This window comes from Streptomyces purpurogeneiscleroticus, from assembly GCF_020024005.1.
GTDB lineage: Bacteria > Actinomycetota > Actinomycetes > Streptomycetales > Streptomycetaceae > Streptomyces > Streptomyces purpurogeneiscleroticus.
Genome location: NZ_NHSG01000431.1, coordinates 1 through 25,713, shown reverse-complemented (window position 1 = coordinate 25,713; position 25,713 = coordinate 1). Strand labels below are relative to the sequence as shown.

23 protein-coding genes are annotated in these 25,713 nt (G+C 70.0%); 15 read left to right on the top strand and 8 right to left on the bottom strand.

Translation table 11 applies throughout. The features are described from left to right. Positions 1 to 146 precede the first annotated feature (146 nt). From uvrC to CCS38_RS31835, 11 genes are all read left to right on the top strand, one after another. On the top strand, positions 147 to 2,216 hold the full coding sequence (uvrC, locus tag CCS38_RS31885; protein ID WP_223736800.1) for an excinuclease ABC subunit UvrC: 2,070 nt from the start codon (positions 147 to 149) through the stop codon (positions 2,214 to 2,216). Then, positions 2,213 to 3,163, top strand: a complete 951-nt coding sequence (gene rapZ / locus CCS38_RS31880) for an RNase adapter RapZ (RefSeq protein WP_223736799.1) — start codon at positions 2,213 to 2,215, stop codon at positions 3,161 to 3,163. The genes uvrC and rapZ overlap by 4 nt, the downstream gene beginning before the upstream one ends. Next, entirely contained in the window at positions 3,160 to 4,218 is a 1,059-nt protein-coding gene (locus CCS38_RS31875) for a gluconeogenesis factor YvcK family protein (protein ID WP_223736798.1), read from the top strand. The genes rapZ and CCS38_RS31875 overlap by 4 nt, the downstream gene beginning before the upstream one ends. After that, positions 4,209 to 5,198, top strand: coding sequence for a DNA-binding protein WhiA (whiA, locus tag CCS38_RS31870; protein WP_030264446.1), 990 nt, complete (start codon positions 4,209 to 4,211; stop codon positions 5,196 to 5,198). The genes CCS38_RS31875 and whiA overlap by 10 nt, the downstream gene beginning before the upstream one ends. Before the next feature lie 247 nt (positions 5,199 to 5,445). Continuing rightward, the gene (gene gap / locus CCS38_RS31865; protein WP_223736797.1) at positions 5,446 to 6,450 is read left to right on the top strand and encodes a type I glyceraldehyde-3-phosphate dehydrogenase; all 1,005 of its coding nucleotides are present in this window, start codon (positions 5,446 to 5,448) and stop codon (positions 6,448 to 6,450) included. A 113-nt stretch (positions 6,451 to 6,563) separates the two neighbouring features. After that, the gene (locus tag CCS38_RS31860; RefSeq protein ID WP_223736796.1) at positions 6,564 to 7,766 is read left to right on the top strand and encodes a phosphoglycerate kinase; all 1,203 of its coding nucleotides are present in this window, start codon (positions 6,564 to 6,566) and stop codon (positions 7,764 to 7,766) included. A 6-nt stretch (positions 7,767 to 7,772) separates the two neighbouring features. Further along, on the top strand, positions 7,773 to 8,549 hold the full coding sequence (gene tpiA, locus CCS38_RS31855; protein WP_223736795.1) for a triose-phosphate isomerase: 777 nt from the start codon (positions 7,773 to 7,775) through the stop codon (positions 8,547 to 8,549). 171 nt (positions 8,550 to 8,720) lie between these two features. Continuing rightward, entirely contained in the window at positions 8,721 to 8,951 is a 231-nt protein-coding gene (gene secG, locus CCS38_RS31850) for a preprotein translocase subunit SecG (protein ID WP_037801115.1), read from the top strand. A 186-nt stretch (positions 8,952 to 9,137) separates the two neighbouring features. Beyond that, entirely contained in the window at positions 9,138 to 9,473 is a 336-nt protein-coding gene (locus tag CCS38_RS31845; protein ID WP_078600932.1) for an RNA polymerase-binding protein RbpA, read from the top strand. A gap of 253 nt (positions 9,474 to 9,726) precedes the next feature. Beyond that, positions 9,727 to 11,379 carry a glucose-6-phosphate isomerase gene (gene pgi, locus CCS38_RS31840; protein ID WP_223736801.1) on the top strand — a complete coding sequence of 551 codons (1,653 nt, stop codon included), beginning with the start codon at positions 9,727 to 9,729 and terminating at the stop codon, positions 11,377 to 11,379. 23 nt (positions 11,380 to 11,402) lie between these two features. Continuing rightward, positions 11,403 to 11,642, top strand: a complete 240-nt coding sequence (locus CCS38_RS31835) for a hypothetical protein (RefSeq protein ID WP_223736794.1) — start codon at positions 11,403 to 11,405, stop codon at positions 11,640 to 11,642. A gap of 99 nt (positions 11,643 to 11,741) precedes the next feature. Here CCS38_RS31835 and pgl read toward each other — a convergent pair whose 3' ends face one another. Genes pgl through tkt form a run of 5 tightly spaced genes read right to left on the bottom strand, consistent with a single transcriptional unit; the run spans position 11,742 to position 18,369 of the window. After that, positions 11,742 to 12,524, bottom strand: coding sequence for a 6-phosphogluconolactonase (gene pgl, locus CCS38_RS31830; RefSeq protein WP_223736793.1), 783 nt, complete (start codon positions 12,522 to 12,524; stop codon positions 11,742 to 11,744). Then, the gene (gene opcA / locus CCS38_RS31825; RefSeq protein WP_223736792.1) at positions 12,521 to 13,591 is read right to left on the bottom strand and encodes a glucose-6-phosphate dehydrogenase assembly protein OpcA; all 1,071 of its coding nucleotides are present in this window, start codon (positions 13,589 to 13,591) and stop codon (positions 12,521 to 12,523) included. Before opcA ends, pgl begins: the two co-directional genes overlap by 4 nt. After that, positions 13,588 to 15,120 (bottom strand): glucose-6-phosphate dehydrogenase, encoded by a 1,533-nt coding sequence (zwf, locus tag CCS38_RS31820; protein ID WP_223736791.1) that lies wholly within the window; start codon positions 15,118 to 15,120, stop codon positions 13,588 to 13,590. The genes opcA and zwf overlap by 4 nt, the downstream gene beginning before the upstream one ends. 5 nt (positions 15,121 to 15,125) lie before the next feature. Further along, complete coding sequence (tal, locus tag CCS38_RS31815) at positions 15,126 to 16,244, bottom strand: transaldolase (RefSeq protein WP_223736790.1); 1,119 nt, start codon at positions 16,242 to 16,244, stop codon at positions 15,126 to 15,128. Positions 16,245 to 16,278: 34 nt separating this feature from the next. After that, complete coding sequence (tkt, locus tag CCS38_RS31810; RefSeq protein ID WP_223736789.1) at positions 16,279 to 18,369, bottom strand: transketolase; 2,091 nt, start codon at positions 18,367 to 18,369, stop codon at positions 16,279 to 16,281. A 438-nt stretch (positions 18,370 to 18,807) separates the two neighbouring features. Here tkt and CCS38_RS31805 point away from each other — a divergent pair, with 438 nt between their 5' ends. Both CCS38_RS31805 and CCS38_RS31800 read left to right on the top strand, forming a co-directional pair. Next, positions 18,808 to 19,803: a heme o synthase gene (locus tag CCS38_RS31805; RefSeq protein ID WP_372457180.1), complete on the top strand. Its 996-nt coding sequence runs from the start codon at positions 18,808 to 18,810 to the stop codon at positions 19,801 to 19,803. A 115-nt stretch (positions 19,804 to 19,918) separates the two neighbouring features. Then, positions 19,919 to 20,266, top strand: a complete 348-nt coding sequence (locus tag CCS38_RS31800) for a type 1 periplasmic-binding domain-containing protein (RefSeq protein WP_030264484.1) — start codon at positions 19,919 to 19,921, stop codon at positions 20,264 to 20,266. A gap of 110 nt (positions 20,267 to 20,376) precedes the next feature. On the opposite strand, the gene CCS38_RS31795 is transcribed toward CCS38_RS31800, so the two are convergent. From CCS38_RS31795 to CCS38_RS31785, 3 genes are all read right to left on the bottom strand, one after another. Beyond that, the gene (locus tag CCS38_RS31795) at positions 20,377 to 21,366 is read right to left on the bottom strand and encodes a COX15/CtaA family protein (protein ID WP_223736787.1); all 990 of its coding nucleotides are present in this window, start codon (positions 21,364 to 21,366) and stop codon (positions 20,377 to 20,379) included. Between the two features lie 83 nt (positions 21,367 to 21,449). Continuing rightward, positions 21,450 to 22,223 carry an ABC transporter permease gene (locus CCS38_RS31790; RefSeq protein ID WP_223736786.1) on the bottom strand — a complete coding sequence of 258 codons (774 nt, stop codon included), beginning with the start codon at positions 22,221 to 22,223 and terminating at the stop codon, positions 21,450 to 21,452. Further along, positions 22,220 to 23,182, bottom strand: a complete 963-nt coding sequence (locus tag CCS38_RS31785; protein ID WP_223736785.1) for an ABC transporter ATP-binding protein — start codon at positions 23,180 to 23,182, stop codon at positions 22,220 to 22,222. The genes CCS38_RS31790 and CCS38_RS31785 overlap by 4 nt, the downstream gene beginning before the upstream one ends. Before the next feature lie 162 nt (positions 23,183 to 23,344). On the opposite strand from CCS38_RS31785, the gene CCS38_RS31780 reads away from it, so the two are divergent. Both CCS38_RS31780 and sufB read left to right on the top strand, forming a co-directional pair. Further along, entirely contained in the window at positions 23,345 to 24,211 is an 867-nt protein-coding gene (locus CCS38_RS31780) for a helix-turn-helix transcriptional regulator (RefSeq protein ID WP_223736784.1), read from the top strand. Continuing rightward, positions 24,208 to 25,629 carry a Fe-S cluster assembly protein SufB gene (sufB, locus tag CCS38_RS31775; RefSeq protein ID WP_030264502.1) on the top strand — a complete coding sequence of 474 codons (1,422 nt, stop codon included), beginning with the start codon at positions 24,208 to 24,210 and terminating at the stop codon, positions 25,627 to 25,629. The genes CCS38_RS31780 and sufB overlap by 4 nt, the downstream gene beginning before the upstream one ends. The last annotated feature ends 84 nt before the right edge of the window (positions 25,630 to 25,713 follow it).

Below are 25,713 nucleotides of genomic sequence, written 5' to 3'. Positions count from 1 at the left end.
CAACGCTTGCGGGCCGGCAACGCGGGCCAACGCTTGCGAGCTGGCAGTGCGGGCCGGCAACGCGGGTCGGCAGCGCGGACCGCCAACGCGAGCCGCCAGCGCGGACCGGCGCCGGGTTGTCAGTGGTCACCAGTAGGGTGGCGGACATGGCAGACCCCAGCAGCTATCGACCCAAGCCGGGACAGATCCCCGACTCGCCGGGGGTCTATAAGTTCCGTGACGAGCACCGGCGGGTGATCTACGTAGGCAAGGCCAAAAGCCTGCGTCAGCGCCTGTCGAACTACTTCCAGGACCTGGCGAATCTCCACCCGCGCACGCGCACGATGGTCACCACCGCCGCGTCCGTGGAATGGACCGTCGTCTCCACCGAGGTCGAGGCGCTCCAGCTGGAGTACACCTGGATCAAGGAGTTCGACCCGCGGTTCAACGTCAAGTACCGCGACGACAAGAGCTATCCGTACCTCGCCGTCACCCTCAACGAGGAATTCCCGCGGGTCCAGGTCATGCGCGGCGCCAAGAAGAAGGGCGTGCGGTACTTCGGTCCGTACGGCCACGCGTGGGCGATCCGCGAGACCGTCGACCTGATGCTGCGGGTGTTTCCCGTACGCACCTGCTCCGCGGGCGTCTTCAAGCGCTCGGCGCAGATCGGCCGTCCCTGCCTCCTCGGGTACATCGGCAAGTGCTCGGCGCCCTGCGTCGGCCGGGTCTCGGCCGAGGAGCACCGCGAACTGGCCGAGGAGTTCTGCGACTTCATGGCCGGCCGCACGGGCGCGTACATCCGCCGCCTGGAGCGGCTGATGGCGGAGGCCGCCGAGGAGATGGAGTACGAGCGCGCGGCCCGGCTGCGGGACGACATAGAGGCGCTGAAGCGGGCCATGGAGAAGAGCGCCGTGGTGCTCGCCGACGCCACCGACGCCGACCTCATCGCGCTCGCCGAGGACGAGCTGGAGGCCGCCGTCCAGATCTTCCACGTCCGCGGCGGCCGGATCCGCGGCCAGCGCGGCTGGGTCACCGACAAGGTCGAGAACGTCGACACCGCGGCCCTCGTGGAGCACGCCCTGCAGCAGCTGTACGGCGAGGAGCGCGGCGACGCCGTGCCCAAGGAGGTCCTGGTACCGGCGCTGCCCGACCCCGTCGAGCCGGTCCAGCAGTGGCTGACCGGGCGCCGCGGGTCGAACGTCTCGCTGCGCATCCCGCAGCGCGGCGACAAGAAGGACCTGATGGCCACGGTCCAGCGCAATGCCCAGCAGGCGCTGGCCCTGCACAAGACCAAGCGCGCCTCGGACCTGACCACCCGCTCCCGGGCGCTGGAGGAGATCGCCGAGGCGCTGGAGCTGGACTCGGTGCCGCTGCGCATCGAGTGCTTCGACATCTCCCACCTCCAGGGCGACGACGTGGTGGCGTCGATGGTCGTCTTCGAGGACGGGCTGGCGAGGAAGAGCGAGTACAGACGGTTCCAGATCAAGTCCTTCGAGGGCCAGGACGACGTCCGGTCCATGCACGAGGTGATCTCCCGCCGCTTCAAGCGGTATCTGCAGGAGAAGCAGAAGACCGGCGAGTGGGAGGAGGAGACCGGGCCGGACGCCGCGGACCTCGTCTCCGGGGCCGTGCCGGGCCCCGCGGACCTCTCCGGGGCCGCGCCGGGCCCGAAGGACGAGGAGGGCCGCCCGAAGCGCTTCGCGTACCCGCCGCAGCTGGTCGTCGTGGACGGCGGCCGGCCGCAGGTCGCCGCGGCCCAGCGGGCCCTGGAGGAGCTGGGCATCGACGATGTCGCGGTCTGCGGGCTGGCCAAGCGCCTGGAGGAGGTCTGGGTGCCCGGCGAGGAGGACCCGGTCGTGCTGCCCCGGACGAGCGAGGGCCTGTACATCCTGCAGCGCGTCCGTGACGAGGCGCACCGCTTCGCCATCGCCTACCAGCGCAACAAGCGGGGCAAGCGGCTCACCGCGAGCCCTCTGGACAGCGTGCCGGGCCTCGGCGAGAGTCGCCGCCAGGCCCTCCTGAAGCACTTCGGTTCCCTGAAGAAACTCAAAGGAGCCACGATCGAAGAGATCTGCGAGGTGCCCGGCGTCGGCCGTAAGACCGCCGAGACCGTCGCGGCGACCCTGGCCCAGGCCGCTCCGGCCGCCCCGGCGGTCAACACCGCCACCGGAGAGATGATTGAAGATGAGGAGGCACCGCAGGCCGCGTTGCCTTCAGAACAGGGACAGGAACGATGAGCGACAGCAGCCCCGAGCAGCAGACCGGTAGAGACGGCGAACAGGCGAGTGCGGCGCCGAGCCGCGACGACCAGGACCGCAGCCCCGCGATCCCCGAGCTGGTGATCATCTCCGGGATGTCGGGCGCGGGACGGAGCACGGCCGCGAAGTGCCTGGAGGACCTCGGCTGGTTCGTGGTCGACAACATCCCGCCCGAGCTCATCCCCCCGATGGTCGACCTCGGCGCCCGCTCCCAGGGCAACGTCGCCCGCATCGCGGTGGTCGTCGACGTCCGCGGCCGCCGCTTCTTCGACAACCTCAAGGAGTCCCTGGCCGCGCTGGACGCCGCGCAGGTCAAGCGCCGCATCGTCTTCCTGGAGTCCTCCGACGAGGCGCTGGTCCGCCGCTTCGAGTCGGTCCGCCGCCCGCATCCGCTGCAGGGCGACGGCCGCATCGTCGACGGCATCGCCGCCGAGCGCGACCTGCTGCGCGAGCTGCGCGGCGACGCCGACCTGGTGATCGACACCTCCAGCCTGAACGTCCACGAGCTGCGCGCCAAGATGGACGCCCAGTTCGCCGGCGAGGAGGTCCCCGAGCTGCGCGCGACGGTGATGTCCTTCGGCTTCAAGTACGGCCTGCCGGTCGACGCCGACCTCGTCGTGGACTGCCGCTTCATTCCGAACCCGCACTGGGTCCCGGAGCTGCGGCCGTACACGGGGCTGAACGAAGAGGTGTCGAACTACGTCTTCAGCCAGCCGGGGTCCAAGGAGTTCCTGGACGGCTACGCCGAGCTGCTGCGCATCGTCGCCGAGGGATACCGCCGCGAGGGCAAGCGGTACGTCACCATCGCGGTCGGCTGTACGGGCGGCAAGCACCGCAGCGTCGCCATGTCGGAGAAGCTCGCCCGCCGGCTCGTCTCCGAAGGAGTCGAGACGGTCGTCGTCCACCGGGACATGGGGCGCGAATGACCAGCCGCACGCCCCGGATGCGCCGCGTACGCCGGCTCGTGCGGGGCAGCACGCAGAAGGGCGCCACCCCGAAGGTCGTCGCCCTCGGCGGCGGAATGGGCCTGTCCGCCTCGCTCGCCGCGCTGCGTCGCATCACGCGCGACCTGACCGCCGTGGTCACCGTCGCCGACGACGGCGGCTCCAGCGGCCGGCTCCGCGACGAGCTGGGCGTGCTGCCGCCGGGCGATCTGCGCAAGGCCCTGGCGGCGCTGTGCGGCGACGACGACTGGGGCCAGACCTGGGCCCGGGTCATCCAGCACCGCTTCATCAGCGGCGGCGAGCTGCACGACCACGCTGTGGGAAATCTCCTGATCGTCGCCCTGTGGGAACAGCTGGGCGACCACGTCCAGGCGCTGGACCTGGTCGGCAAGCTGCTGGGCGCGCAGGGCCGGGTGCTCCCGATGTCCGCCGTGCCGCTGGAGCTCCAGGCCCTGGTCAGGGGCCACGACGAGGACCGCCCGGACGAGGTCTCCACCGTCCGGGGCCAGGCCACGGTCGCGCTCACCCCCGGCGAGGTGCAGTCCGTGCACGTCGTCCCGGAGGAGCCGCCCGCCGTCCCGGAGGCCGTCGAGGCGGTCCGGGACGCCGACTGGGTGGTGCTCGGTCCCGGATCCTGGTTCTCCTCCGTGATCCCGCATCTTCTGGTGCCGCAGCTGCGTGAGGCGCTGGAGGAGACCAAGGCCCGTAAGGTTCTCTCGTTGAACCTCGCACCCCAGCCGGGGGAGACGGACGGGTTTTCCCCGCAGCGTCATTTGGAGGTTTTGGCCCGACACGCCCCTAAACTCGCCTTCGACGTGGTGCTGGCCGATCAGGACGCCGTGCCCGACCGGGAGTCTCTGACCGGAGCGGCCAAGGAGCTGTTCGGCAGTGCGGTCGAGCTGGCGGCCGTGGCCGCGCAAAGCAGCGCTCACCAGGGCAAACCTGGGGGCGGTTCCGCTCGGCACGACCCGGAGCTGCTGGCCGCCGCGTACGACCGTATTTTTCGGATGCATGGAAGGATCGGCCCATGGCGATGACGGCAGCGGTGAAGGATGAAATTTCCCGGCTCCCCGTCACCCGGACCTGCTGCCGGAAGTCGGAGGTCTCGTCGATCCTGCGGTTCGCCGGCGGGTTGCACCTGGTCAGCGGGCGCATCGTGATCGAGGCGGAGCTGGACACGGGCATCGCGGCCCGGCGGCTCCGCAAGGACATCCTGGAGATCTTCGGGCACTCCTCGGACCTGGTGGTGATGGCGCCCGGCGGACTGCGGCGCGGCAGCCGGTACGTCGTCCGTGTCGTGGCCGGCGGCGACCAGCTCGCGCGCCAGACCGGCCTCGTCGACGGCCGCGGCCGCCCCATCCGGGGCCTGCCCCCGCAGGTGGTCTCGGGGGCCACCTGTGACGCGGAGGCCGCCTGGCGCGGCGCTTTCCTGGCGCACGGCTCGCTCACCGAGCCCGGCCGCTCCTCCTCCCTGGAGGTGACCTGCCCGGGCCCCGAGGCGGCGCTCGCGCTGGTCGGCGCGGCGCGTCGGCTCGGCATCGCGGCCAAGGCGCGCGAGGTGCGCGGCGTGGACCGGGTGGTGGTCCGTGACGGTGACGCGATCGGCGCGCTGTTGACGCGGCTGGGCGCCCATGAGTCGGTGCTCGCCTGGGAGGAGCGCAGAATGCGCCGCGAGGTGCGGGCGACGGCCAACCGCCTTGCGAACTTCGACGACGCCAACCTCCGCCGCTCGGCGCGGGCCGCGGTCGCGGCCGGCGCCCGTGTGCAGCGCGCGCTGGAGATCCTCGGCGAGGAGGTGCCGGAGCACCTCGCGGCCGCGGGCCGGCTGCGGATGGAGCACAAGCAGGCGTCGCTGGAGGAGCTCGGCGCGCTCGCCGACCCGCCGCTCACCAAGGACGCGGTCGCGGGCCGCATCCGCCGCCTCCTCGCGATGGCCGACAAGCGCGCACAGGACCTCGGTATTCCGGGTACGGAATCCAACCTCGCCGACGACCTCGCGGAGGGCATGGTCGGCTGAACCGGATCGCTACTTGTCAGTACGCGCCCCCGGCACCCGCACAGGGTGCCGGGGGCGCGTGCGTACTGACGGGAGGCCCGTTGCGCAAGGGCGTCAGAGGGGCTCAAGGGCGCTCACTTGAGCAGAAGGAGAGCCCCATGTCAATGTCACGTACGTCTCGTACAGGGGGTAGGGTCGGAGGCGGTCGGGGACATCCCATACAGCTCGGCGGTGCACAAACCGCCGTACCAACGAGGAGATCGGTTTCGTGACGATCCGCGTAGGCATCAACGGCTTTGGCCGCATCGGTCGTAACTACTTCCGCGCGCTGCTGGAGCAGGGTGCGGACATCGAGATCGTGGCTGTCAACGACCTGGGTGACACCGCGACCACCGCCCACCTGCTCAAGTACGACACCATCCTGGGTCGTCTGAAGCAGGACGTGTCGCACACCGCCGACACCATCACCGTCGGCGACCGCACGATCAAGGTGCTCTCCGAGCGCAACCCCGCCGACATCCCGTGGGGTGAGCTGGGCGTCGACATCGTGATCGAGTCGACCGGCATCTTCACCAAGCGTGAGGACGCCGCGAAGCACCTCGCCGGTGGCGCGAAGAAGGTCCTCATCTCGGCTCCGGCCAAGGACGAGGACATCACCATCGTGATGGGTGTCAACCAGGACAAGTACGAGGCCGACAAGCACGACGTCATCTCGAACGCCTCCTGCACCACCAACTGTGTGGCGCCGATGGCCAAGGTTCTGGACGAGAACTTCGGCATCGTCAAGGGCATGATGACCACGGTCCACGCGTACACCAACGACCAGCGCATCCTGGACTTCCCGCACAAGGACCTGCGCCGCGCCCGCGCCGCCGCGGAGAACATCATCCCGACCTCCACCGGTGCCGCCAAGGCCACCGCGCTGGTCCTCCCGCAGCTCAAGGGCAAGCTGGACGGCATCGCCATGCGCGTGCCCGTCCCCACCGGCTCGGTCACCGACCTGGTCCTGGAGCTGGACCGCGAGGTCACCGCCGACGAGATCAACGCCGCCTTCCAGAAGGCCGCCGAGGGTCAGCTGAAGGGCATCCTGGAGTTCACCGAGGACCCGATCGTCTCCTCGGACATCGTGAACACCCCGGCGTCCTGCACCTTCGACTCGGGCCTCACCATGGCCCAGGGCAAGCAGGTCAAGGTCGTCGGCTGGTACGACAACGAGTGGGGCTACTCGAACCGCCTGGTCGACCTGACTGTCTTCGTCGGCGGCCAGCTCTGAATAATCTCTGCCTGACGCAGCACTAGGCACCGAGATGTGAGGACGGGGCTCGTAGGACGCGACGACGCGTCGTACGGGCCCCGTCCCATGACTGACGTTCGAACGGAGTCACCATGAAGACGATCGACGACCTTCAGGTAGCGGGGAAGCGGGTCTTTGTCCGCGCCGACCTGAACGTGCCACTGGACGGCACCACCATCACCGACGACGGCCGCATCCGCGCCGTGCAGCCGACCATCGCCAAGCTCGCCGCCGCGGGCGCCCGCGTGGTCGTCGCCTCGCACCTGGGCCGCCCCAAGGGCGCCCCGGACCCGGCCTTCTCGCTCGCCCCCGCGGCGCGGCGGCTGGGCGAGCTGCTCGGGCAGGACGTCGCGTTCGCCACCGACACGGTCGGCGAGTCCGCGCAGGCGACCGTGGCGGGCCTCGCCGACGGCCAGGTGGCCGTCCTGGAGAACCTCCGCTTCAACGCGGGCGAGACCAGCAAGGACGACGCCGAGCGCGGCGCGTTCGCGGACCAGCTGGCGAAGCTGGCCGACCTGTACGTCGGCGACGGCTTCGGCGCCGTGCACCGCAAGCACGCCTCGGTGTACGACCTGCCGGCCCGGCTGCCGCACGCGGCCGGCGACCTGATCGCCGCCGAGGTCACGGTCCTGAAGAAGCTCACCGAGGACGTCCAGCGCCCGTACGCGGTCGTGCTCGGCGGCGCCAAGGTCTCCGACAAGCTCGGCGTCATCGACCACCTCCTGGAGAAGGCCGACCGCATCCTGATCGGCGGCGGCATGGCGTACACCTTCCTCAAGGCCAAGGGCCACGAGGTCGGCAAGTCGCTGCTGCAGGAGGACCAGGTCCCGGCCGTCCTGGAGTACCTGGCACGCGCCGAGAAGAAGGGCGTGGAGTTCGTCCTGCCCGTCGACGTCATGGTCTCGGCCGATTTCCCGGACCTGAAGACCAAGGCCCCGGCGAACCCCGGTACGGTCGCCGCGGACGCCATCCCGGCCGATCATGAGGGCCTGGACATCGGCCCGAAGACCCGGGAGCTGTACGCCGCCAAGCTCAAGGACGCGGCCACCATCTTCTGGAACGGCCCGATGGGTGTCTTCGAGCACCCGGACTACGCGAACGGCACCAAGGCCGTCGCGCAGGGCCTGCTCGACTCGGAAGCCTTCACCGTCGTCGGCGGCGGGGACTCGGCCGCTGCCGTACGCCTGCTCGGTTTCGACGAGAATGCTTTCGGCCACATCTCGACCGGTGGCGGCGCCAGCCTCGAATACCTCGAAGGCAAGACGCTCCCCGGTCTCGCCGCTCTGGAGGACTGAACAAACGTGAGTAGCCGTACCCCGCTGATGGCGGGCAACTGGAAGATGAACCTCAACCACCTCGAGGCCATCGCCCACGTCCAGAAGCTCGCCTTCGCGCTCGCCGACAAGGACTACGAGGCCGTCGAGGTCGCGGTCCTGCCGCCCTTCACCGATATCCGCTCGGTGCAGACCCTGGTCGACGGCGACAAGCTGAAGATCAAGTACGGCGCCCAGGACATCTCGGCGCACGACTCCGGTGCCTTCACCGGTGAGGTCTCCGGTTCCATGCTCGCCAAGCTGAAGTGCGCTTACGTGGCCATCGGCCACAGCGAGCGCCGCCAGTACCACGGCGAGGACGAGGCGGTCTGCAACGCCAAGGTCAAGGCCGCTTTCAAGCACGGCATCACGCCGATCCTGTGCGTCGGTGAGGGCCTGGACGTCCGCAAGGCGGGCAATCAGGTCGCGCACACCCTCGCCCAGGTCGACGGCGCGCTGAAGGGCGTCCCGGCCGAGCAGGCCGAGACCATCGTGATCGCGTACGAGCCGGTGTGGGCCATCGGCACCGGCGAGGTCGCCACCCCGGAGGACGCGCAGGAGGTCTGCGGTGCGATCCGCCGCCGCCTCGCGGAGCTGTACAGCCAGGACCTCGCCGACAAGGTGCGCATCCAGTACGGCGGCTCGGTGAAGTCCGGGAACGTCGCGGCGATCATGGCCCAGCCGGACGTCGACGGCGCGCTGATCGGCGGCGCCGCGCTGGACGCCGACGAGTTCGTCAAGATCGTTCGATTCCGCGACCAGTAGCGGTCACGCTGCGCTCGGTACCACCGTGAGCAGCAGCTATGACGACGGGCCCGGCCCGTCGTAGGCTGTCGGGGCCGGGTCCCGGTGTCACACGACGCCGCCCCGGCCCCGCACCGTAGAACCGCTTGTCCTTCCGTCCGCCAGTCCTAGAGAGTTGGTCCACCAGTGGTCATGGGATTCTCGATCGCCCTCATCGTCTTCAGCGCGCTGCTGATGATGCTGGTGCTCATGCACAAGGGGAAGGGCGGCGGCCTGTCCGACATGTTCGGTGGCGGTATGCAGTCCTCGGTCGGCGGTTCCTCCGTCGCCGAGCGGAACCTCGACCGCATCACCATCGTCGTCGGCCTGCTCTGGTTCGCCTGCATTGTCGTCCTGGGCATCCTGATGAAGCTGGACAGCTGACGACGCCGGGTCTGTCACCCAAGAGCTGACACTCTGTCGAGGGCGCGGCTTATCATGAGTGCGGCGTCCTTCCGTGGCCGGGTAACTCCTGTCACTGGACGCGCGTTGGGCCTTACGTAGACTGGGCGCCCGCAGCGGAGGCTCCCATCGAGGCTTCGCAGCACCATGACGCAGGGAGTTACGACCGTGGCAAGTGGCAACGCGATCCGAGGAAGTCGGGTCGGGGCGGGGCCGATGGGGGAGGCCGAGCGGGGCGAGTCCGCGCCGCGCATCCGCATCTCCTTCTGGTGCTCCAACGGGCACGAGACACAGCCCAGCTTCGCCGGCGACGCGCAGATTCCTGACACTTGGGACTGCCCGCGCTGTGGCTTCCCCGCAGGCAAGGACCGGGACAATCCGCCGGACCCGCCGCGCACCGAGCCGTACAAGACGCACCTGGCGTACGTACGGGAGCGCCGGACGGACGCGGACGGCGAGGCGATTCTCGCGGAGGCTCTCGCCAAGCTCCGCGGCGAGATCTGAGGACGCGGCCCCGGCGGCGCCGAACGCCCGCGTCCGGCGGAGGAGAAGAGTGTGCACCGGCCCGGCCGGAGGGTTTCGGCCTTCCTGCCGGGCCGGCCGCGTTCCGCTGTTCGAGTGGCTTCGCAGGTGAATGCGGTACGGACACATGGGTGTCAGCCGTTCGACGGCGGGCGGACATCTCATCTCCTCCCCTGATCAATTAGGTTGGGGGGTGGCGGGGCCGATACGAGACCAAAGAAGGCTGATGTCCGAGATGAACGCAGATGGCCGCAGCAGGCTCGACCAGACGTCCGAGTGGGCGGCCCTGGGGAAGCACCGCGAACAGCTCGCGAGCACGCATCTGCGAGAGCTGTTCGAGCAGGACCCCGGCCGTGCGGAGCGGTACTCGCTCCAGGTCGGCGACCTGCACCTGGACTACTCCAAGCACCTGGTGACCGACGAGACGCTGCGGCTGCTGCGCGAGCTGGCCGCCGCGACGAAGGTCACCGAGCTGCGGGACGCGATGTTCCGCGGCGAGAAGATCAATATCACCGAGAACCGCGCGGTGCTGCACACCGCGCTGCGCGCGCCAGGCTCGTCCGACATCGAGGTCGACGGTGAGAACGTCGTTCCGGCCGTGCAGCACGTGCTCACCAGGATGTCCACGTTCGCCGACCGGGTCCGCTCCGGCGACTGGAAGGGCCACACCGGCAAGCGCATCAAGACCGTTGTCAACGTGGGCATCGGCGGCTCGGACCTGGGCCCGGCGATGGCGTACGAGGCGCTGCGCGCGTACTCCGACCGCGACATGCAGTTCCGGTTCGTCTCCAACGTCGACGGCGCCGACCTGCACGAGGCCGTGCGCGACCTGGACCCGGCCGAGACGCTTTTCATCATCGCCTCGAAGACGTTCACCACCATCGAGACGATCACCAACGCGAAGTCGGCCCGCGACTGGCTGCTGACCGGCCTGCGGGCCGGGGACGAGGCGATCGCCAAGCACTTCGTGGCGCTGTCGACCAACGCCGAGAAGGTGTCGGAGTTCGGCATCGACACGGCGAACATGTTCGAGTTCTGGGACTGGGTCGGCGGCCGTTACTCGTACGACTCGGCCATCGGCCTCTCGCTGATGATCGCCATCGGCCCGGAGCACTTCCGCGAGATGCTGGCCGGCTTCCACCTCGTCGACGAGCACTTCCGCTGCGCGCCGCCCGAGGAGAACGCGCCGCTGCTGCTCGGCCTGCTCGGCGTCTGGTACGGCAACTTCTGGGACGCGCAGTCGCACGCGGTCCTGCCGTACAGCCACTACCTCTCCAAGTTCACCGCGTACCTCCAGCAGCTGGACATGGAGTCCAACGGCAAGTACGTGGGCCGGGACGGCCAGGAGGTCTCCTGGCAGACCGGTCCGGTGGTGTGGGGCACGCCCGGCACGAACGGCCAGCACGCGTACTACCAGCTGCTGCACCAGGGCACGAAGATGATCCCGGCCGACTTCATCGGTTTCGCGCAGCCGGTCGAGGACCTGCAGCCCGGTCTGGTGGCCCAGCACGACCTGCTGATGGCCAACCTCTTCGCGCAGGGCCAGGCGCTCGCCTTCGGCAAGACGCCGGAGCAGGTGCGCGCCGAGGGCGTGCCCGAGGAGCTGGTGACGCACAAGACGTTCAAGGGCAATCGCCCCTCCACGACCATCCTGGCCAAGGAGCTCAGCCCGTCCGTGCTGGGCCAGCTGATCGCCCTCTACGAGCACAAGGTGTTCGTCCAGGGCGCCATCTGGAACATCGACTCCTTCGACCAGTGGGGCGTGGAGCTCGGCAAGGTCCTCGCCAAGCGTGTGGAGCCCGCCCTGACCGAGGGCGCCGAGGTCGAGGGCCTGGACGCCTCGACGAAGTCGCTGGTCGCCACCTACCGCACGATGCGGGGGCGTTGATCCCGATGCACGAGGACGCGCTCATGAGCTTTCTGAACCTGCTGACCCCGGAGAACCGCCAGTGGCTGGTGGACCAGCCCGCGGCCAAGCAGCAGGAGGTGGCCGCCCGGCACCTCGAAGCGGAGCAGGGCGACAAGGAGGCCGCCCTCGGCCCGTACAACACCGTGGACGAGGACGTCGAGGGTGTCGCGGTGGGCGACCTCCAGAACCCGGCACGGCTGGCCAACGCCATGGTGCGCCAGGAGCGGGAGCGGCAGGCGTGAGCGGCTGAGTGCCCCGCCCGGACACGACGACGGCCCGGCTCCTACGGTGATCCACCGTAAGAGCCGGGCCGTTCGTCGTGCGGCGTACCTTTCAGGCGCTCAGGCCGAGGCCGGCGGGTACAGACCGCGCGGCAGCTGGGAGGCGGCCGCCTCGTCCAGCAGCCAGAGCGTACGGCTGCGGCCGTACGCGCCCGCCGCGGGCGCCTGTATCTCGCCCGCACCGGAGAGGGCCATCGCGGCCGCGTTCGCCTTGTCCTCGCCCGCCGCGAGCAGCCAGACCTCCCGCGCCGCGCGGATGGCGGGCAGGGTCAGCGAGATCCGGGTGGGCGGCGGCTTGGGCGCGCCGTGCACGCCGACCACCGTCCGCTCGGTCTCCCGCGTCGCCGGGTGCTCCGGGAAGAGCGAGGCGACGTGGGTGTCCGGGCCGACGCCCAGCAGGAGGACGTCGAAGGACGGGACGGGTCCGTGGTCCTCCGGGCCCGCCGACGCGGCCAGTGCCGCCGCGTACGCCTCGGCCGCCGCGTCGGCGTCACCGCCGTACGCGCCGTCCGAGGGCGCCATCACATGCACCCGTGCCGGGTCCAGCGGGACGCTGTCCAGCAGCGCCTCACGGGCCTGGGTGTGGTTGCGCTCCGGGTCGCCCTCGGGCAGGAACCGCTCGTCGCCCCACCACAGGTCCAGCCGGGACCAGTCGACCGCGTCCCGGGCGGGCGCCTCGGCGAGGGCCGCGAGCAGCCCGTTGCCGTTGCGGCCGCCGGTCAGCACGACGGAGGCGTAGCCGCGCGCCGCCTGGGCGTCCACGATCTTCGTGATCAGCCGGGCCGCGGCGGCCTTGGCCATCAGTTCCTTGTCGCGGTGGACGACGACCTGCGGCGCGCTCACTTGGCGGCCGCCTTCTTCGCGGGCGTCTTCTTCGCCGCGGCCTTGCCCTTGGGGGCGTCCTCGGCGGACTGCGGCTCGGCCTCGGCCTCCTGCTCGGCGGCCTCGACGGTCTTCGCCGAGACGCCGGGCTGACCGTCCTTGTACGCACCCAGCCGCTCCACGCCGTACTTCAGCGCGGACGCGTAGGTGTCGTCCGGGTCGAGCCGGCGCAGCTCCTCGGCGAGCAGCTCGGCGGTCTCCCGCCGCTGCAGCGCCACCGCGCGGTCCGGCTGGCCGGTCATGCACAGCGTGGCCATCGCGCCGTCCGGGCGGTCCAGCACGATCGGGCCGTTCTTGGTCTCCATGCGAACGGCCGTCAGGCCGGGGCCCGCGGAGAGCGTCCGCTCGACGGGGACGTGCAGCCGGTCCGCGAGCCACATGGCCAGCAGCTCGCAGCTGGGGTTGAACTCCTCGCCCTCGACCGTGACCGAGGTGACCTCGCTCGGCTGCTGGTCGAGCGCGGCGGCCAGCATCGAACGCCAGGGCGTGATGCGGGTCCAGGCCAGGTCGGTGTCGCCGGGGGTGTACGCCGCGGCGCGCGCGGTCAGTTCCCGGACCGGCTGCTCGGTGGCGTAAGTGTCGGTGACGCGGCGCTGGGCGAGCGACCCGAGCGGGTCGTTGGCCGGGTCGGTCGGGCCGCCGACCGGCCACCAGACCACCACGGGGGCGTCCGGCAGCAGCAGCGGCAGCACGACGGACTGGGCGTGGTTGATGGCCTCGCCGTGCAGCCGCAGTACGACCGTCTCGCCCGTACCGGCGTCCGCGCCGACCCGGACCTCGGCGTCGAGGCGCGGCTTGGCGCGGTCCCGCGGGGAGCGGCTGACGCGCTTGATGACGACCAGGGTGCGCGAGGGGTGCTCGCGCGAGGCGTTGTTGGCGGCCCTGACCGCGTCGTAGGCGTTCTCCTCGTCGGTGACGATGACGAGGGTGAGCACCATGCCGACGGCCGGCGTGCCGATGGCACGGCGGCCCTGGACCAGCGCCTTGTTGATCTTGCTGGCCGTGGTTTCGGTGAGATCGATCTTCATGGCCGACGCCAGCTCCGTCCGTCTCGTGCGAGCATTTCGTCCGCCTCGACGGGTCCCCAGGTACCCGCCGGGTACTGCGCGGGCTTGCCGTGCTTGTCCCAGTACTGCTCGATCGGGTCGAGGATCTTCCAGGACAGCTCGACCTCCTCCGTGCGCGGGAAGAGGTTGGCGTCGCCGAGGAGGACGTCCAGGATCAGGCGCTCGTACGCCTCGGGGCTGGACTCCGTGAAGGACTCGCCGTACGCGAAGTCCATCGACACGTCCCGCACCTCCATCGAGGTACCCGGGACCTTCGAGCCGAACCGGACCGTCACGCCCTCGTCCGGCTGCACCCGGATGACCAGGGCGTTCTGCCCCAGCTCCTCGGTGGCGGTGTGGTCGAAGGGGGAGTGCGGGGCGCGCTGGAAGACGACCGCGATCTCGGTGACGCGGCGGCCCAGGCGCTTGCCGGTGCGCAGGTAGAAGGGCACGCCCGCCCAGCGGCGGTTGTCGATGCCCAGCTTGATCGCGGCGTAGGTGTCGGTCTTCGACTGGGGGTCGATGCCCTCTTCCTGGAGGTAGCCGACGGCCTTCTCGCCGCCCTGCCAGCCTTCCGCGTACTGCGCGCGGACCGTCTCCTTGCCCAGGTCCTTGGGCAGCCGGACGGCGCCGAGGACCTTGGCCTTCTCCGCGACGAGCGCGTCCGCGTCGAAGGAGGCGGGCTCCTCCATGGCGGTCAGCGCGAGCAGCTGGAGGAGGTGGTTCTGGATCACGTCACGCGCGGCGCCGATGCCGTCGTAGTAGCCGGCCCGGCCGCCGATGCCGATGTCCTCGGCCATCGTGATCTGTACGTGGTCCACGTAGGAACGGTTCCACAGGGGCTCGAACATCGTGTTGGCGAAGCGCAGCGCCAGGATGTTCTGGACCGTCTCCTTGCCGAGGTAGTGGTCGATCCGGAAGACCTCTTCCGGCGGGAAGACCTCGTGCACGATGCGGTTGAGCTCGCGGGCGCTCTCCAGGTCGTGCCCGAACGGCTTCTCGATGACCGCGCGGCGCCAGGAGTCCTCCTTCTGGTCCGCCAGCCCGTGCTGCTTGAGCTGCTGGACGACCTTGGGGAAGAACTTCGGCGGCACCGAGAGGTAGAACGCGAAGTTGCCGCCGGTGCCCTGGGCCTTGTCCAGATCGTGGATCGTGGACTTCAGCGTCTCGAAGGCCGCGTCGTCGTCGAAGTTGCCCTGGACGAAGCGCATGCCCTGGCTGAGCTGCTGCCAGACCTCCTCGCGGAAGGGGGTGCGCGAGTGTTCCTTGACCGCGTCGTGCACGACCTGGGCGAAGTCCTCGTTCTCCCAGTCGCGGCGGGCGAAGCCGATGAGCGAGAAGCCCGGCGGGAGAAGCCCGCGGTTGGCGAGGTCGTAAACGGCGGGCATCAGCTTTTTACGTGACAAATCGCCCGTGACGCCGAAGATGACGAGGCCCGACGGCCCCGCGATACGCGGGAGCCGTCGGTCCGCGGCGTCACGAAGCGGGTTGGCTCCGTGAACTGTGCTCAAGAGTCTCAGCCCTCCGAAGGAGCGAGGCGCTTCAGCTCCGCCTCGGTCGACTTGAGCAGGTCGTTCCAGGCCGCCTCGAACTTGTCGACGCCCTCGTCCTCCAGCAGCTGGACGACCTCGTCGTACGAGACGCCGAGCTTCGCGAGCGCGTCGAGGTCGGCCTTGGCCGCCTCGTACTTGCCGGCGATGGTGTTGCCGGTGACCTCACCGTGGTCGGCGACGGCCTCCAGGGTGGCCTCCGGCATGGTGTTGACCGTGCCCGGGGCGACCAGGTCGTCGACGTACAGGGTGTCCTTGAGGGACGGGTCCTTCACGCCGGTCGAGGCCCACAGCGGGCGCTGCTTGTTGGCGCCGGCCTTGTCCAGGGCGGCCCAGCGCTCGCCGGAGAAGACCTCCTCGAACGCCTGGTAGGCCAGGCGGGCGTTGGCGAGGGCCGACTTGCCCTTGAGGGCCTTGGCCTCGTCGGTGCCGACGGCGTCCAGACGCTTGTCGATCTCGGTGTCCACGCGGGACACGAAGAAGGACGCCACGGAGTGGATCTTGCCCAGCTCCAGGCCCGCGGCCTTGGCCTTCTCCAGGCCGGCGAGGTAGGCGTCCATGACCTCGCGGTAGCGCTCCAGCGAGAAGATCAGCGTGACGTTGACGCTGATGCCCTTGCCGATGACCTCGGTGATCGCGGGCAGGCCCGCCTTGGTCGCCGGGATCTTGATGAGCGTGTTCGGGCGGTCCACCAGCCAGGCCAGCTGCTTGGCCTCGGCCACGGTCGCCTTGGTGTTGTGCGCCAGGCGCGGGTCGACCTCGATGGAGACCCGGCCGTCCTGGCCGCCGGTCGCGTCGAAGACGGGCCGCAGGATGTCGGCCGCGTCCCGCACGTCGGCGGTGGTGATCATGCGGATGGCCTCCTCGACGGTGACCTTCCGGGCCGCGAGGTCGGAGACCTGCTGCTCGTAGCCGTCACCCGAGGAGATCGCCTTCTGGAAGATCGACGGGTTGGTGGTGACACCCACCACGTGGCTCTGGTCGATCAGCTCGGCGAGGTTGCCGGACGTGATGCGCTTGCGCGACAGGTCGTCCAGCCAGATCGCAACGCCTTCGTCGGAAAGGCGCTTGAGTGCGTCTGTCATGGGAATTGCATCTCCTACTTGTCGTCTACGGTCGTCAGCGCGCGGCGGCGTCGATCGATTCCCGCGCGGCGGCGGCCACGTTCTCGGGCGTGAAGCCGAACTCGCGGAAGAGGACCTTGCCGTCCGCGGAGGCACCGAAGTGCTCCAGCGAGACGATGCGGCCGGCGTCGCCCACGTACTTGTGCCAGGTCAGGCCGATGCCCGCCTCGACGGCCACGCGAGCCTTGACAGCCGGCGGCAGGACGCTGTCCTTGTACGCCTGGTCCTGCTCGTCGAACCACTCCACGCACGGCATCGAGACGACGCGCGTCGGGACGCCCGCGGCCTGCAGCTGCTCACGCGCCTCGACCGCGAGGTGCACCTCGGAGCCGGTGGCGATCAGCACGACCTGCGGCTCGCCGCCCTCGGCGTCGAACAGGACGTAGCCGCCCTTGGCGACACCCTCGGCGTTGGGCTCGTACGTCGGCACGCCCTGACGGGTCAGCGCCAGGCCGTGCGGGGCGCCCTTGCCGTACTCCTTGGTCCAGCGCTTGTTGATCTCGGCCCAGGCCAGCGCGGTCTCGTTGGCGTCCGCCGGGCGGACGACGTTGAGGCCGGGGATGGCGCGCAGCGAGGCCAGGTGCTCCACCGGCTGGTGGGTCGGGCCGTCCTCGCCGAGACCGATCGAGTCGTGCGTCCACACGTAGGTGACCGGCAGGTGCATCAGGGCCGAGAGGCGCACGGCGTTGCGCATGTAGTCGGAGAACACCAGGAAGGTGCCGCCGTAGATGCGGGTGTTGCCGTGCAGCGCGATGCCGTTCATCTCCGCGGCCATGGAGTGCTCGCGGATGCCGTAGTGGATCGTGCGGCCGTACGGGTCGGCCTCCGGCAGCGGGTTGCCCACCGGCAGGAACGAGGAGTTCTTGTCGATGGTGGTGTTGTTCGAGCCGGCGAGGTCGGCGGAGCCGCCCCACAGCTCGGGAATCACGCCGCCCAGCGCCTGCAGGACCTTGCCGGAGGCGGCACGGGTGGCCACCGCCTTGCCGGTCTCGAAGCAGGGCAGCTGCTCCTCCCAGCCGGCCGGCAGCTCGCCGGCGCGGATGCGGTCGAACTCGGCCGCGCGCTCGGGGTTGGCGGTCCGCCACTCGCCGAAGGACTTCTCCCACTCGGCCTTGGCGTCACTGGCGCGATCCTGGAGCGAACGGGTGTGCGACAGGACCTCGTCGGCGACCTCGAAGTCCTTCTCGGGGTCGAACCCGAGGACGCGCTTGGTGGCCGCGACCTCCTCGCCGCCGAGCGCCGAGCCGTGCGCGGCCTCGGTGTTCTGGGCGTTGGGGGCGGGCCAGGCGATGATGGAACGCATCGCGATGAAGGACGGGCGCTCGGTCTCGGCCTTGGCCGCCTCGATCGCCGCGTACAGCGCCTCGGGGTCGAGGTCGCCGTTCTCCTTCGGCTCCACGCGCTGGACGTGCCAGCCGTACGCCTCGTACCGCTTGACGGTGTCCTCGGAGATGGCCGTCTCGGTGTCGCCCTCGATCGAGATGTGGTTGTCGTCCCACAGCATGATCAGGTTGCCGAGCTTCTGGTGCCCGGCCATGGACGACGCCTCGGCGGAGATGCCCTCCTGGAGGCAGCCGTCGCCGGCGATGGCGTAGATGTGGTGGTCGAACGGCGAGGTGCCGGGAGCGGCGTCCGGGTCGAACAGGCCGCGCTCGTACCGGGCGGCCATCGCCATGCCCACTGCGTTGGCCACGCCCTGGCCCAGCGGGCCGGTGGTGGTCTCGACACCCACGGTGTGGCCGTACTCCGGGTGGCCCGGGGTCTTGGAACCCCAGGTGCGGAAGGCCATCAAGTCCTCCAGCTCCAGGCCGAAACCGGCCAGGTAGAGCTGGATGTAGAGGGTCAGGGACGAGTGGCCGGCGGACAGCACGAACCGGTCGCGGCCGGTCCAGTCCGGGTCGGCGGGGTCGTGCCGCATGACCTTCTGGAAAAGGGTGTAGGCGGCAGGAGCGAGGCTCATGGCCGTGCCCGGGTGGCCGTTACCGACCTTCTGCACGGAATCCATGGCCAGAACGCGGACGGTATCGACAGCCCGCTGGTCCAGATCGGTCCACTCAAGACCTGTGGTGGTCGGCTTGGTGCTCACCCTGGGTCAGGGCTCCTCTCCACATGTCGAATGCCGGGGGTCGGAAATGCCCTCGGACGCTGTCGAGCCTACCTTCGCGGGAGCCGCATTTTTCCGCCGGAACCCCGCTTGCCGTCACCTGCAACACATGAGTTTTCAGGCCCCCGAACGAGCGCCCGAATGAGCAGGTGAACGCCCAGGAGACAGCGGGTATCGGCGCTGGGTTCAGACTGCCGTCCGGTGCCCCCTTTCGCCCGCTGAACGTCCGCGTGTCCGGGCACTCGGGTGCGATTCCTCCCGGCCGCCGCTGCGCCAACACGAACCCACCCCCGCGAAGATCGCGCTATCCCCAACGTCTAGAGTGGCGTGGTACGCGCAAGTCTTCACCGGGCCTTCACTGCCCGATTGTGCTTGCTGGCCTTATCTCCGCGGCGCCAGCCGCAGAAGTTACTTCCAGGGGTGTGCGTGACGGCCGTCGAATCCCGTCCTGCGGGTGGGGGCACCTCCCAAGCTCTTCAAGCTATGGGGGAGCTCTCTGTGAGCGCAGGGAGTTCCGGTCCGGGTGACCGGCCGTTCGGGGCCCGGCTCAAGGCATTCGTGGCGCTGACCAAGCCGCGGATCATCGAGCTGCTGCTCATCACGACCGTTCCGGTGATGTTCCTCGCCGAGCAGGGCGTGCCCGACCTGACGCTGGTGCTCCTCACCTGCGTCGGCGGCTATCTCTCGGCCGGCGGCGCCAACGCGCTGAACATGTACATCGACCGCGACATCGACGCGCTGATGGACCGCACGTCGCAGCGGCCGCTGGTCACCGGAATGGTCAGCCCGCGCGAGTGCCTGGTCTTCGGCATCTCGCTCGCGGTGATCTCCACGCTGCTCTTCGGACTGACCGTCAACTGGCTGTCCGCATGGCTCTCGCTGGGCGCGCTGCTGTTCTACGTGGTCGTCTACACGATGATCCTGAAGCGCCGCACCTCGCAGAACATCGTCTGGGGCGGCATCGCGGGCTGCCTGCCGGTCCTCATCGGCTGGTCCTCGGTGACCAACTCGATGTCGTGGGCGCCGGTCATCCTCTTCCTGGTGATGTTCTTCTGGACGCCGCCGCACTACTGGCCGCTGTCCATGAAGGTGAAGGAGGACTACGCGCGCGTCGGCGTGCCGATGCTCCCCGTCCTGGCCTCGAACAAAGTGGTCGCGCGGCAGATCGTGCTCTACAGCTGGGTGATGGTCGGCGTGTCGCTGCTGCTGCAGCCGCTGGGCTACACCGGCTGGTTCTACACGGTGGTCGCCGTCCTGTGCGGTGCCTTCTGGCTGAAGGAGGCGCACGGCCTGCAGGCCCGCGCCAAGGCCGAGGTCACGGGCGCCAAGCTCAAGGAGATGCGGCTCTTCCACTGGTCGATCACGTACGTGTCGCTGCTCTTCGTGGCCGTCGCCGTCGATCCCTTCCTGCGCTGAGCCGTCATACGGGCGCAGGCCCACCGCACTTCCGAAGGCCGTCGTGACCGATCCCATACGGGAGGTCACGGCGGCCTTCTTCCATGCGGCGTTTACCGGTCGGTAGCATGCGGCCATGTCAGAGACCACGCAGGCGGACGAGCGGCTGGACAAGCGCTCCGAGAAGCAGGCCGCCAAGCTCGCCCGGGAGATGCAGGCTTTCGCCAGGAGCCACGGCGGCAGCGCCGAGGGCCAGTTGGCGCACATAGGCCGGGGCCGGACCCGGGTCGCCCTGGTCGGCGCCAACGGCGAGTGGGGCAACCTCGTGGCCCGCTCGTACGAAGCCGCGAAGAAGGGCGCCGAGAAGGCGGGCATCACCCTGCACGACGACTTCGACGGCGAGCTGGCCGCCAAGGTGCGCACCGGCCGCTACGAGTGGTCGCGGATGGCCGGGCTCCAGCTGGGCGGGCCGTCCAACGACTGACGGCGGACCCCATGCACAAAGCCTGCCGGCCACGGTCCTCGGACCGTGGCCGGCAGGCTTTTGCGTGAAGTCGGTGGACCCCTTCTGCGGGGAAGGGGCCGGCAGGCGCCTCAGACCGCCGTGGCGGCCTTGGGAGCCTCGGCGGGCTCCTGCTCCCCGGCGGGGGCCGGAACGGCCGCCAGCGGGCCGCGCTCGCGCAGCGAGAGGAAGACCCGCAGCACGCAGATCCACACCAGCGTCGAGCCGAACATGTGGATGCCGACGACCAGCTCCGGCAGGTGCAGGAAGTACTGCACGTAGCCGATGACGCCCTGGAAGGCGAGGCAGCCGAAGAGCTCCAGGAGCATCCGGCGCGGCGCCGCGGGAGCCTTGACCGCACGCAGCGTGAACCACAGGGCGACGCTCAGGCCGACCACGATGTACACGAAGTCCACGTGCAGCTGGGTGATCTCCTGCCAGTCCAGCGGGATGCGGTGCACCTTGCGCGCGTCACCCGCGTGCGGGCCGGCGCCGGTGACGATCGTGCCGATCAGGGTGAGTGCGGCGGTGGCCACCACCAGCAGCCAGGAGAGCTGGCGGACCGGCCGGGCGACCAGGTCGCGCGGCTCCTCGTCGCCCTCGGAGGCCCGCCGCCACGAGACCACCGCCACCGTGAGCAGCGCCGTCGACACCAGGAAGTGCGCGCTGACGATGTACGGGTTCAGGCCCGTCAGTACGGTGATGCCGCCGACCACGGCGTTGCCCATGACCACCCAGAACTGCGCCCAGCCGAGCCGGGTGAGCGAGCGGCGCCGGGGGTGCCGGGCGCGGGCGGCGATGATGAAGAGGCCGATGACCGCGCACAGCACGTAGGTGAGCAGGCGGTTGCCGAACTCGATGATGCCGTTGATGCCCATCTCGTGGGTCGGCGTGAGGCTGCCGGGGGTGCACTGGGGCCACGTGGAGCAGCCCAGACCCGACTGGGTGAGCCGGACCGCGCCGCCGGTCACGACGATGACGACGGCCATGACAACCGTGGCGAGCGCGGCACGTCGCACGAAGGCAGCCGACGGCTGCCAGCGACGGGCGATCTGCTCCAGGGGATTCAGCGAATTCGGCACGGAGCCATCGTAGGCGGCGGCTTGTGCGTCTTTTCACGAGGGGTGCGAAAGGGTCGTACCGCGTACTCCTCGTGGTCCGCGGGTCACTCCCAGCGGAACAGCTTCGCCGCCGCGCCCAGCCCCAGTACCGCCCAGGCCGCGAGGATGCCGAGGTCGGCCCAGGGGAGGCCCGCGCCGTGCTGGAGGACGTCGCGCAGCCCGTCCGAGAGCGCCGAGATCGGCAGCAGCTGCAGTGCGGACTGCAGGGCGCCGGGGAACTTCTCCAGCGGCACGATGACGCCGCCGCCGACCAGCAGGAGCAGGAAGACCAGGTTGGCCGCGGCGAGCGTGGCCTCGGCCTTGAGCGTGCCGGCCATGAGGAGGCCGAGCCCGGAGAAGGCCGCGGTGCCGAGGATCAGCAGCAGCACGACCCATACGGGGTTGCCGTGCGGCGACCAGCCGAGCGCGAAGGCGACCACGGTCAGCAGCACGATCTGCAGGACCTCCGTGACCAGCACGGAGCAGGTCTTGGCGGTCATCAGCGCCCAGCGGGGGAGCGGTGAGGCGCCGAGCCGCTTGAGCACTCCGTAGCGCCGCTCGAACCCGGTGGCGATGGCCTGCCCGGTGAAGGCGGTGGACATCACGGCGAGCGCGAGGATGCCGGGGGCGAGGAAGTCGACGGCCCGGCCCTTGCCCGTGTCGACGATGTCGACGGCGGAGAACAGGACGAGCAGCAGCGTCGGAATGACGACGGTGAGCAGCAGCTGCTCCCCGTTGCGCAGCAGCATCTTCGTCTCGAAGAGGGCCTGCGCGCGGATCATCCGGGAGAGCGGCGCCGCGCCGGGCTTCGGGGTGAACACACCCGTGGTCGTGCTCATGCGCGCAGCTCCTTACCCGTGAGCTCCAGGAAGACGTCCTCCAGGGTGTGCCGCTCGACCGCTATGCGGTCCGGCAGCACGCCGTTCTGCGCGCACCAGGAGGTGACGGTGGCCAGCAGCTGCGGGTCGATCGTGCCGTTGACCCGGTACGCGCCGGGCGTCAGCTCGGCCGCCGCGCAGTCGGCCGGCAGCGCCTTCAGGAGCGAGGCGAGGTCCAGGCCCGGCCGCCCGGTGAAGCGCAGGGTGTTCTCCGCGCCCCCCTTGCACAGCGACTCGGGGCTCCCCTGGGCGATGACCCGGCCCCCGTCGATGATCGCGACATCGTCGGCGAGCTGCTCGGCCTCGTCCATGAAGTGCGTGGTCAGCACCACGCTGACGCCGTCCGTACGGAGCTCGCGCACGAGGTCCCAGGTGGCGCGGCGGGCCTGCGGGTCCAGGCCCGCGGTCGGCTCGTCCAGGAAGACCAGCTCGGGACGGCCCACGACGGCCATGGCGAGCGCCAGGCGCTGCTGCTGGCCGCCGGAGAGCCGCCGGTAGGTCGTCCGGCCGCAGGAGCCCAGGCCCAGCCGCTCGATCAGGACGTCCACGTCGACGGGGTGGGCGTGCAGGGATGCGGTGTGCCGCAGCATCTCCTCGGCGCGGGCGCCCGCGTACACGCCACCCGACTGCAGCATCACGCCGATACGGGGGCGCAGCGCGGCGGCGTCGGCGACGGGGTCCAGGCCGAGGACGCGGACGGTGCCCGCGTCGGCGCGGCGGTACCCCTCGCAGGTCTCGACGGTGGTGGTCTTGCCGGCGCCGTTCGGGCCGAGAACGGCGGTGACGGTGCCGCGGGCGACGGTGAGGTGGAGCCCGTTCACGGCGGTCTTGGTCCCGTACCGCTTGACCAGGCCCGTGACCTCGACGGCGGGCTCGCGCCCGGGGGTCCGGGGAACGTCCCCCGGGGAGGTGCTGCGCATGACCCGCAGTCTACGAAGGAGCACCCCTCGGCTCCCACGGGGGCTCCCGCGTACCTGACGCCGAGCGGCCTTGCACTTAGGTTCCCCTAAGTGATAGAGGCCACCAGGCCCGGCTGCCTGCGAGGCTTGTCCTGGTCTGAAGAATTACGCAACAATGTCGTTGTGAAATACGCGAGCGAGGACCGACAGGTACCCGCGGCCACTCCGGCCGCCGGGCCGGTGACCTCCGCCTCCGCGCAGGTCACCGCCCAGGACGAGGCGCACGGCACGCGGAACCGCGTGGCGCGCTCCATCCTGGACCACGGCCCGTCCACCGCCGCCGAACTGGCAGAGCGGCTGGAGCTGACCCAGGCCGCCGTCCGCCGCCATCTCGACGCCCTCGCGGCCGAGGGTGTCGTGGAGCCCCGCGAGAAGCGGGTGTACGGCACGCGCTCCCGGGGCCGCCCCGCCAAGGCGTTCGCACTGACCGACTGCGGCCGGGACGCCTTCGACCAGGCGTACGACAGCCTGGCCTCCGACGCGCTGCGCTGGATCGCGCAGGCCGCGGGCGGCGGTGAGCGCGGCGAGGCCGCGGTCGCCGAGTTCGCCCGCGCCCGGCTGGAGGCCCAGGCGGCGGAGTACCGCTCGGCGGTCGAGGCCGCGTCCCCCGAGGAGCGCACGGCAGCCCTTGCGAAGGCGTTGACCGCGGACGGGTACGCTGCTACGGCGCGCAGCGCCCCCCACCTGCAACAAGGTGAACAGCTCTGCCAGCACCACTGCCCGGTCGCCCATGTGGCCGAGCAGTTCCCTCAGCTGTGCGAGGCGGAGACCGAGGTCTTCTCGCGCCTGCTCGGGACCCATGTGCAGCGTCTTGCCACCATCGCCCACGGCGACGGTGTCTGCACGACCTTCGTACCCAAGGCGACCGCCCAGGGCACCCCCAAGGCCCAGGGCCCTCCCAGGGCGACGAAGGCCACCGGCAAGGCCGACCACCGCACCACAAAGACCACCACAGCATCTGCAAGCACGGCCGGGAGGAACCCCGCATGACGCTCCCCACGGAGACTGCTCACCCCGAGCTCGAGGGTCTGGGCAAGTACGAATACGGCTGGGCCGACTCCGACGTCGCCGGCGCTTCCGCCAAGCGCGGCCTCTCCGAGGATGTCGTCCGCGACATCTCGGCGAAGAAGAACGAGCCGGAGTGGATGCTCAAGCTCCGTCTGAAGGGCCTGAAGCTCTTCGGCAAGAAGCCCATGCCGAACTGGGGCTCGGACCTCTCCGGCATCGACTTCGACAACATCAAGTACTTCGTCCGTTCCACCGAGCAGCAGGCTGCCAGCTGGGAGGAGCTGCCGGAGGACATCAAGAACACCTACGACAAGCTCGGCATCCCGGAGGCGGAGAAGCAGCGCCTGGTCGCCGGTGTCGCCGCGCAGTACGAGTCCGAGGTCGTCTACCACCAGATCCGTGAGGACCTGGAGGAGCAGGGCGTCCTGTTCCTGGACACCGACACCGCGCTCAAGGAGCACCCGGAGCTCTTCAAGGAGTACTTCGGCACGGTGATCCCGGCGGGTGACAACAAGTTCGCCTCGCTGAACACCGCGGTGTGGTCCGGCGGCTCGTTCATCTACGTGCCCCCGGGCGTGCACGTCGACATCCCGCTGCAGGCCTACTTCCGGATCAACACCGAGAACATGGGCCAGTTCGAGCGGACGCTGATCATCGTCGACGAGGACGCCTACGTCCACTACGTCGAGGGCTGCACGGCGCCGATCTACAAGTCGGACTCGCTGCACTCCGCCGTCGTGGAGATCATCGTGAAGAAGGGCGGCCGCTGCCGCTACACGACGATCCAGAACTGGTCGAACAACGTCTACAACCTGGTCACCAAGCGTGCCGTGGCCTACGAGGGCGCGACCATGGAGTGGGTCGACGGCAACCTCGGCTCCAAGGTCACGATGAAGTACCCGGCCGTCTACCTGATGGGCGAGCACGCCAAGGGCGAGACGCTGTCCATCGCCTTCGCGGGCGAGGGCCAGCACCAGGACGCCGGCTCCAAGATGGTCCACATGGCGCCGAACACCTCCTCCAACATCGTCTCCAAGTCGGTGGCGCGAGGCGGCGGCCGGACCTCCTACCGCGGTCTGGTCGAGATCGGCGAGGGCGCGGCGGGCTCCAAGTCCAACGTGCTGTGCGACGCCCTGCTGGTGGACACGATCTCCCGCTCGGACACCTACCCCTACGTGGACGTCCGCGAGGACGACGTGTCCATGGGCCACGAGGCGACCGTCTCCAAGGTCAGCGAGGACCAGCTCTTCTACCTGATGGCGCGCGGCCTCTCCGAGGACGAGGCCATGGCGATGATCGTCCGCGGCTTCGTCGAGCCCATCGCCCGCGAGCTGCCCATGGAGTACGCGCTGGAGCTCAACCGGCTGATCGAGCTGCAGATGGAGGGCTCGGTCGGCTGACCCGAGCCGCCCCCGGGCCGGGTCCACGGACCCGGCCCACCCCCGCCGCAGCAAACTTCTTGATCCAGAAAGCGAGCACTACGA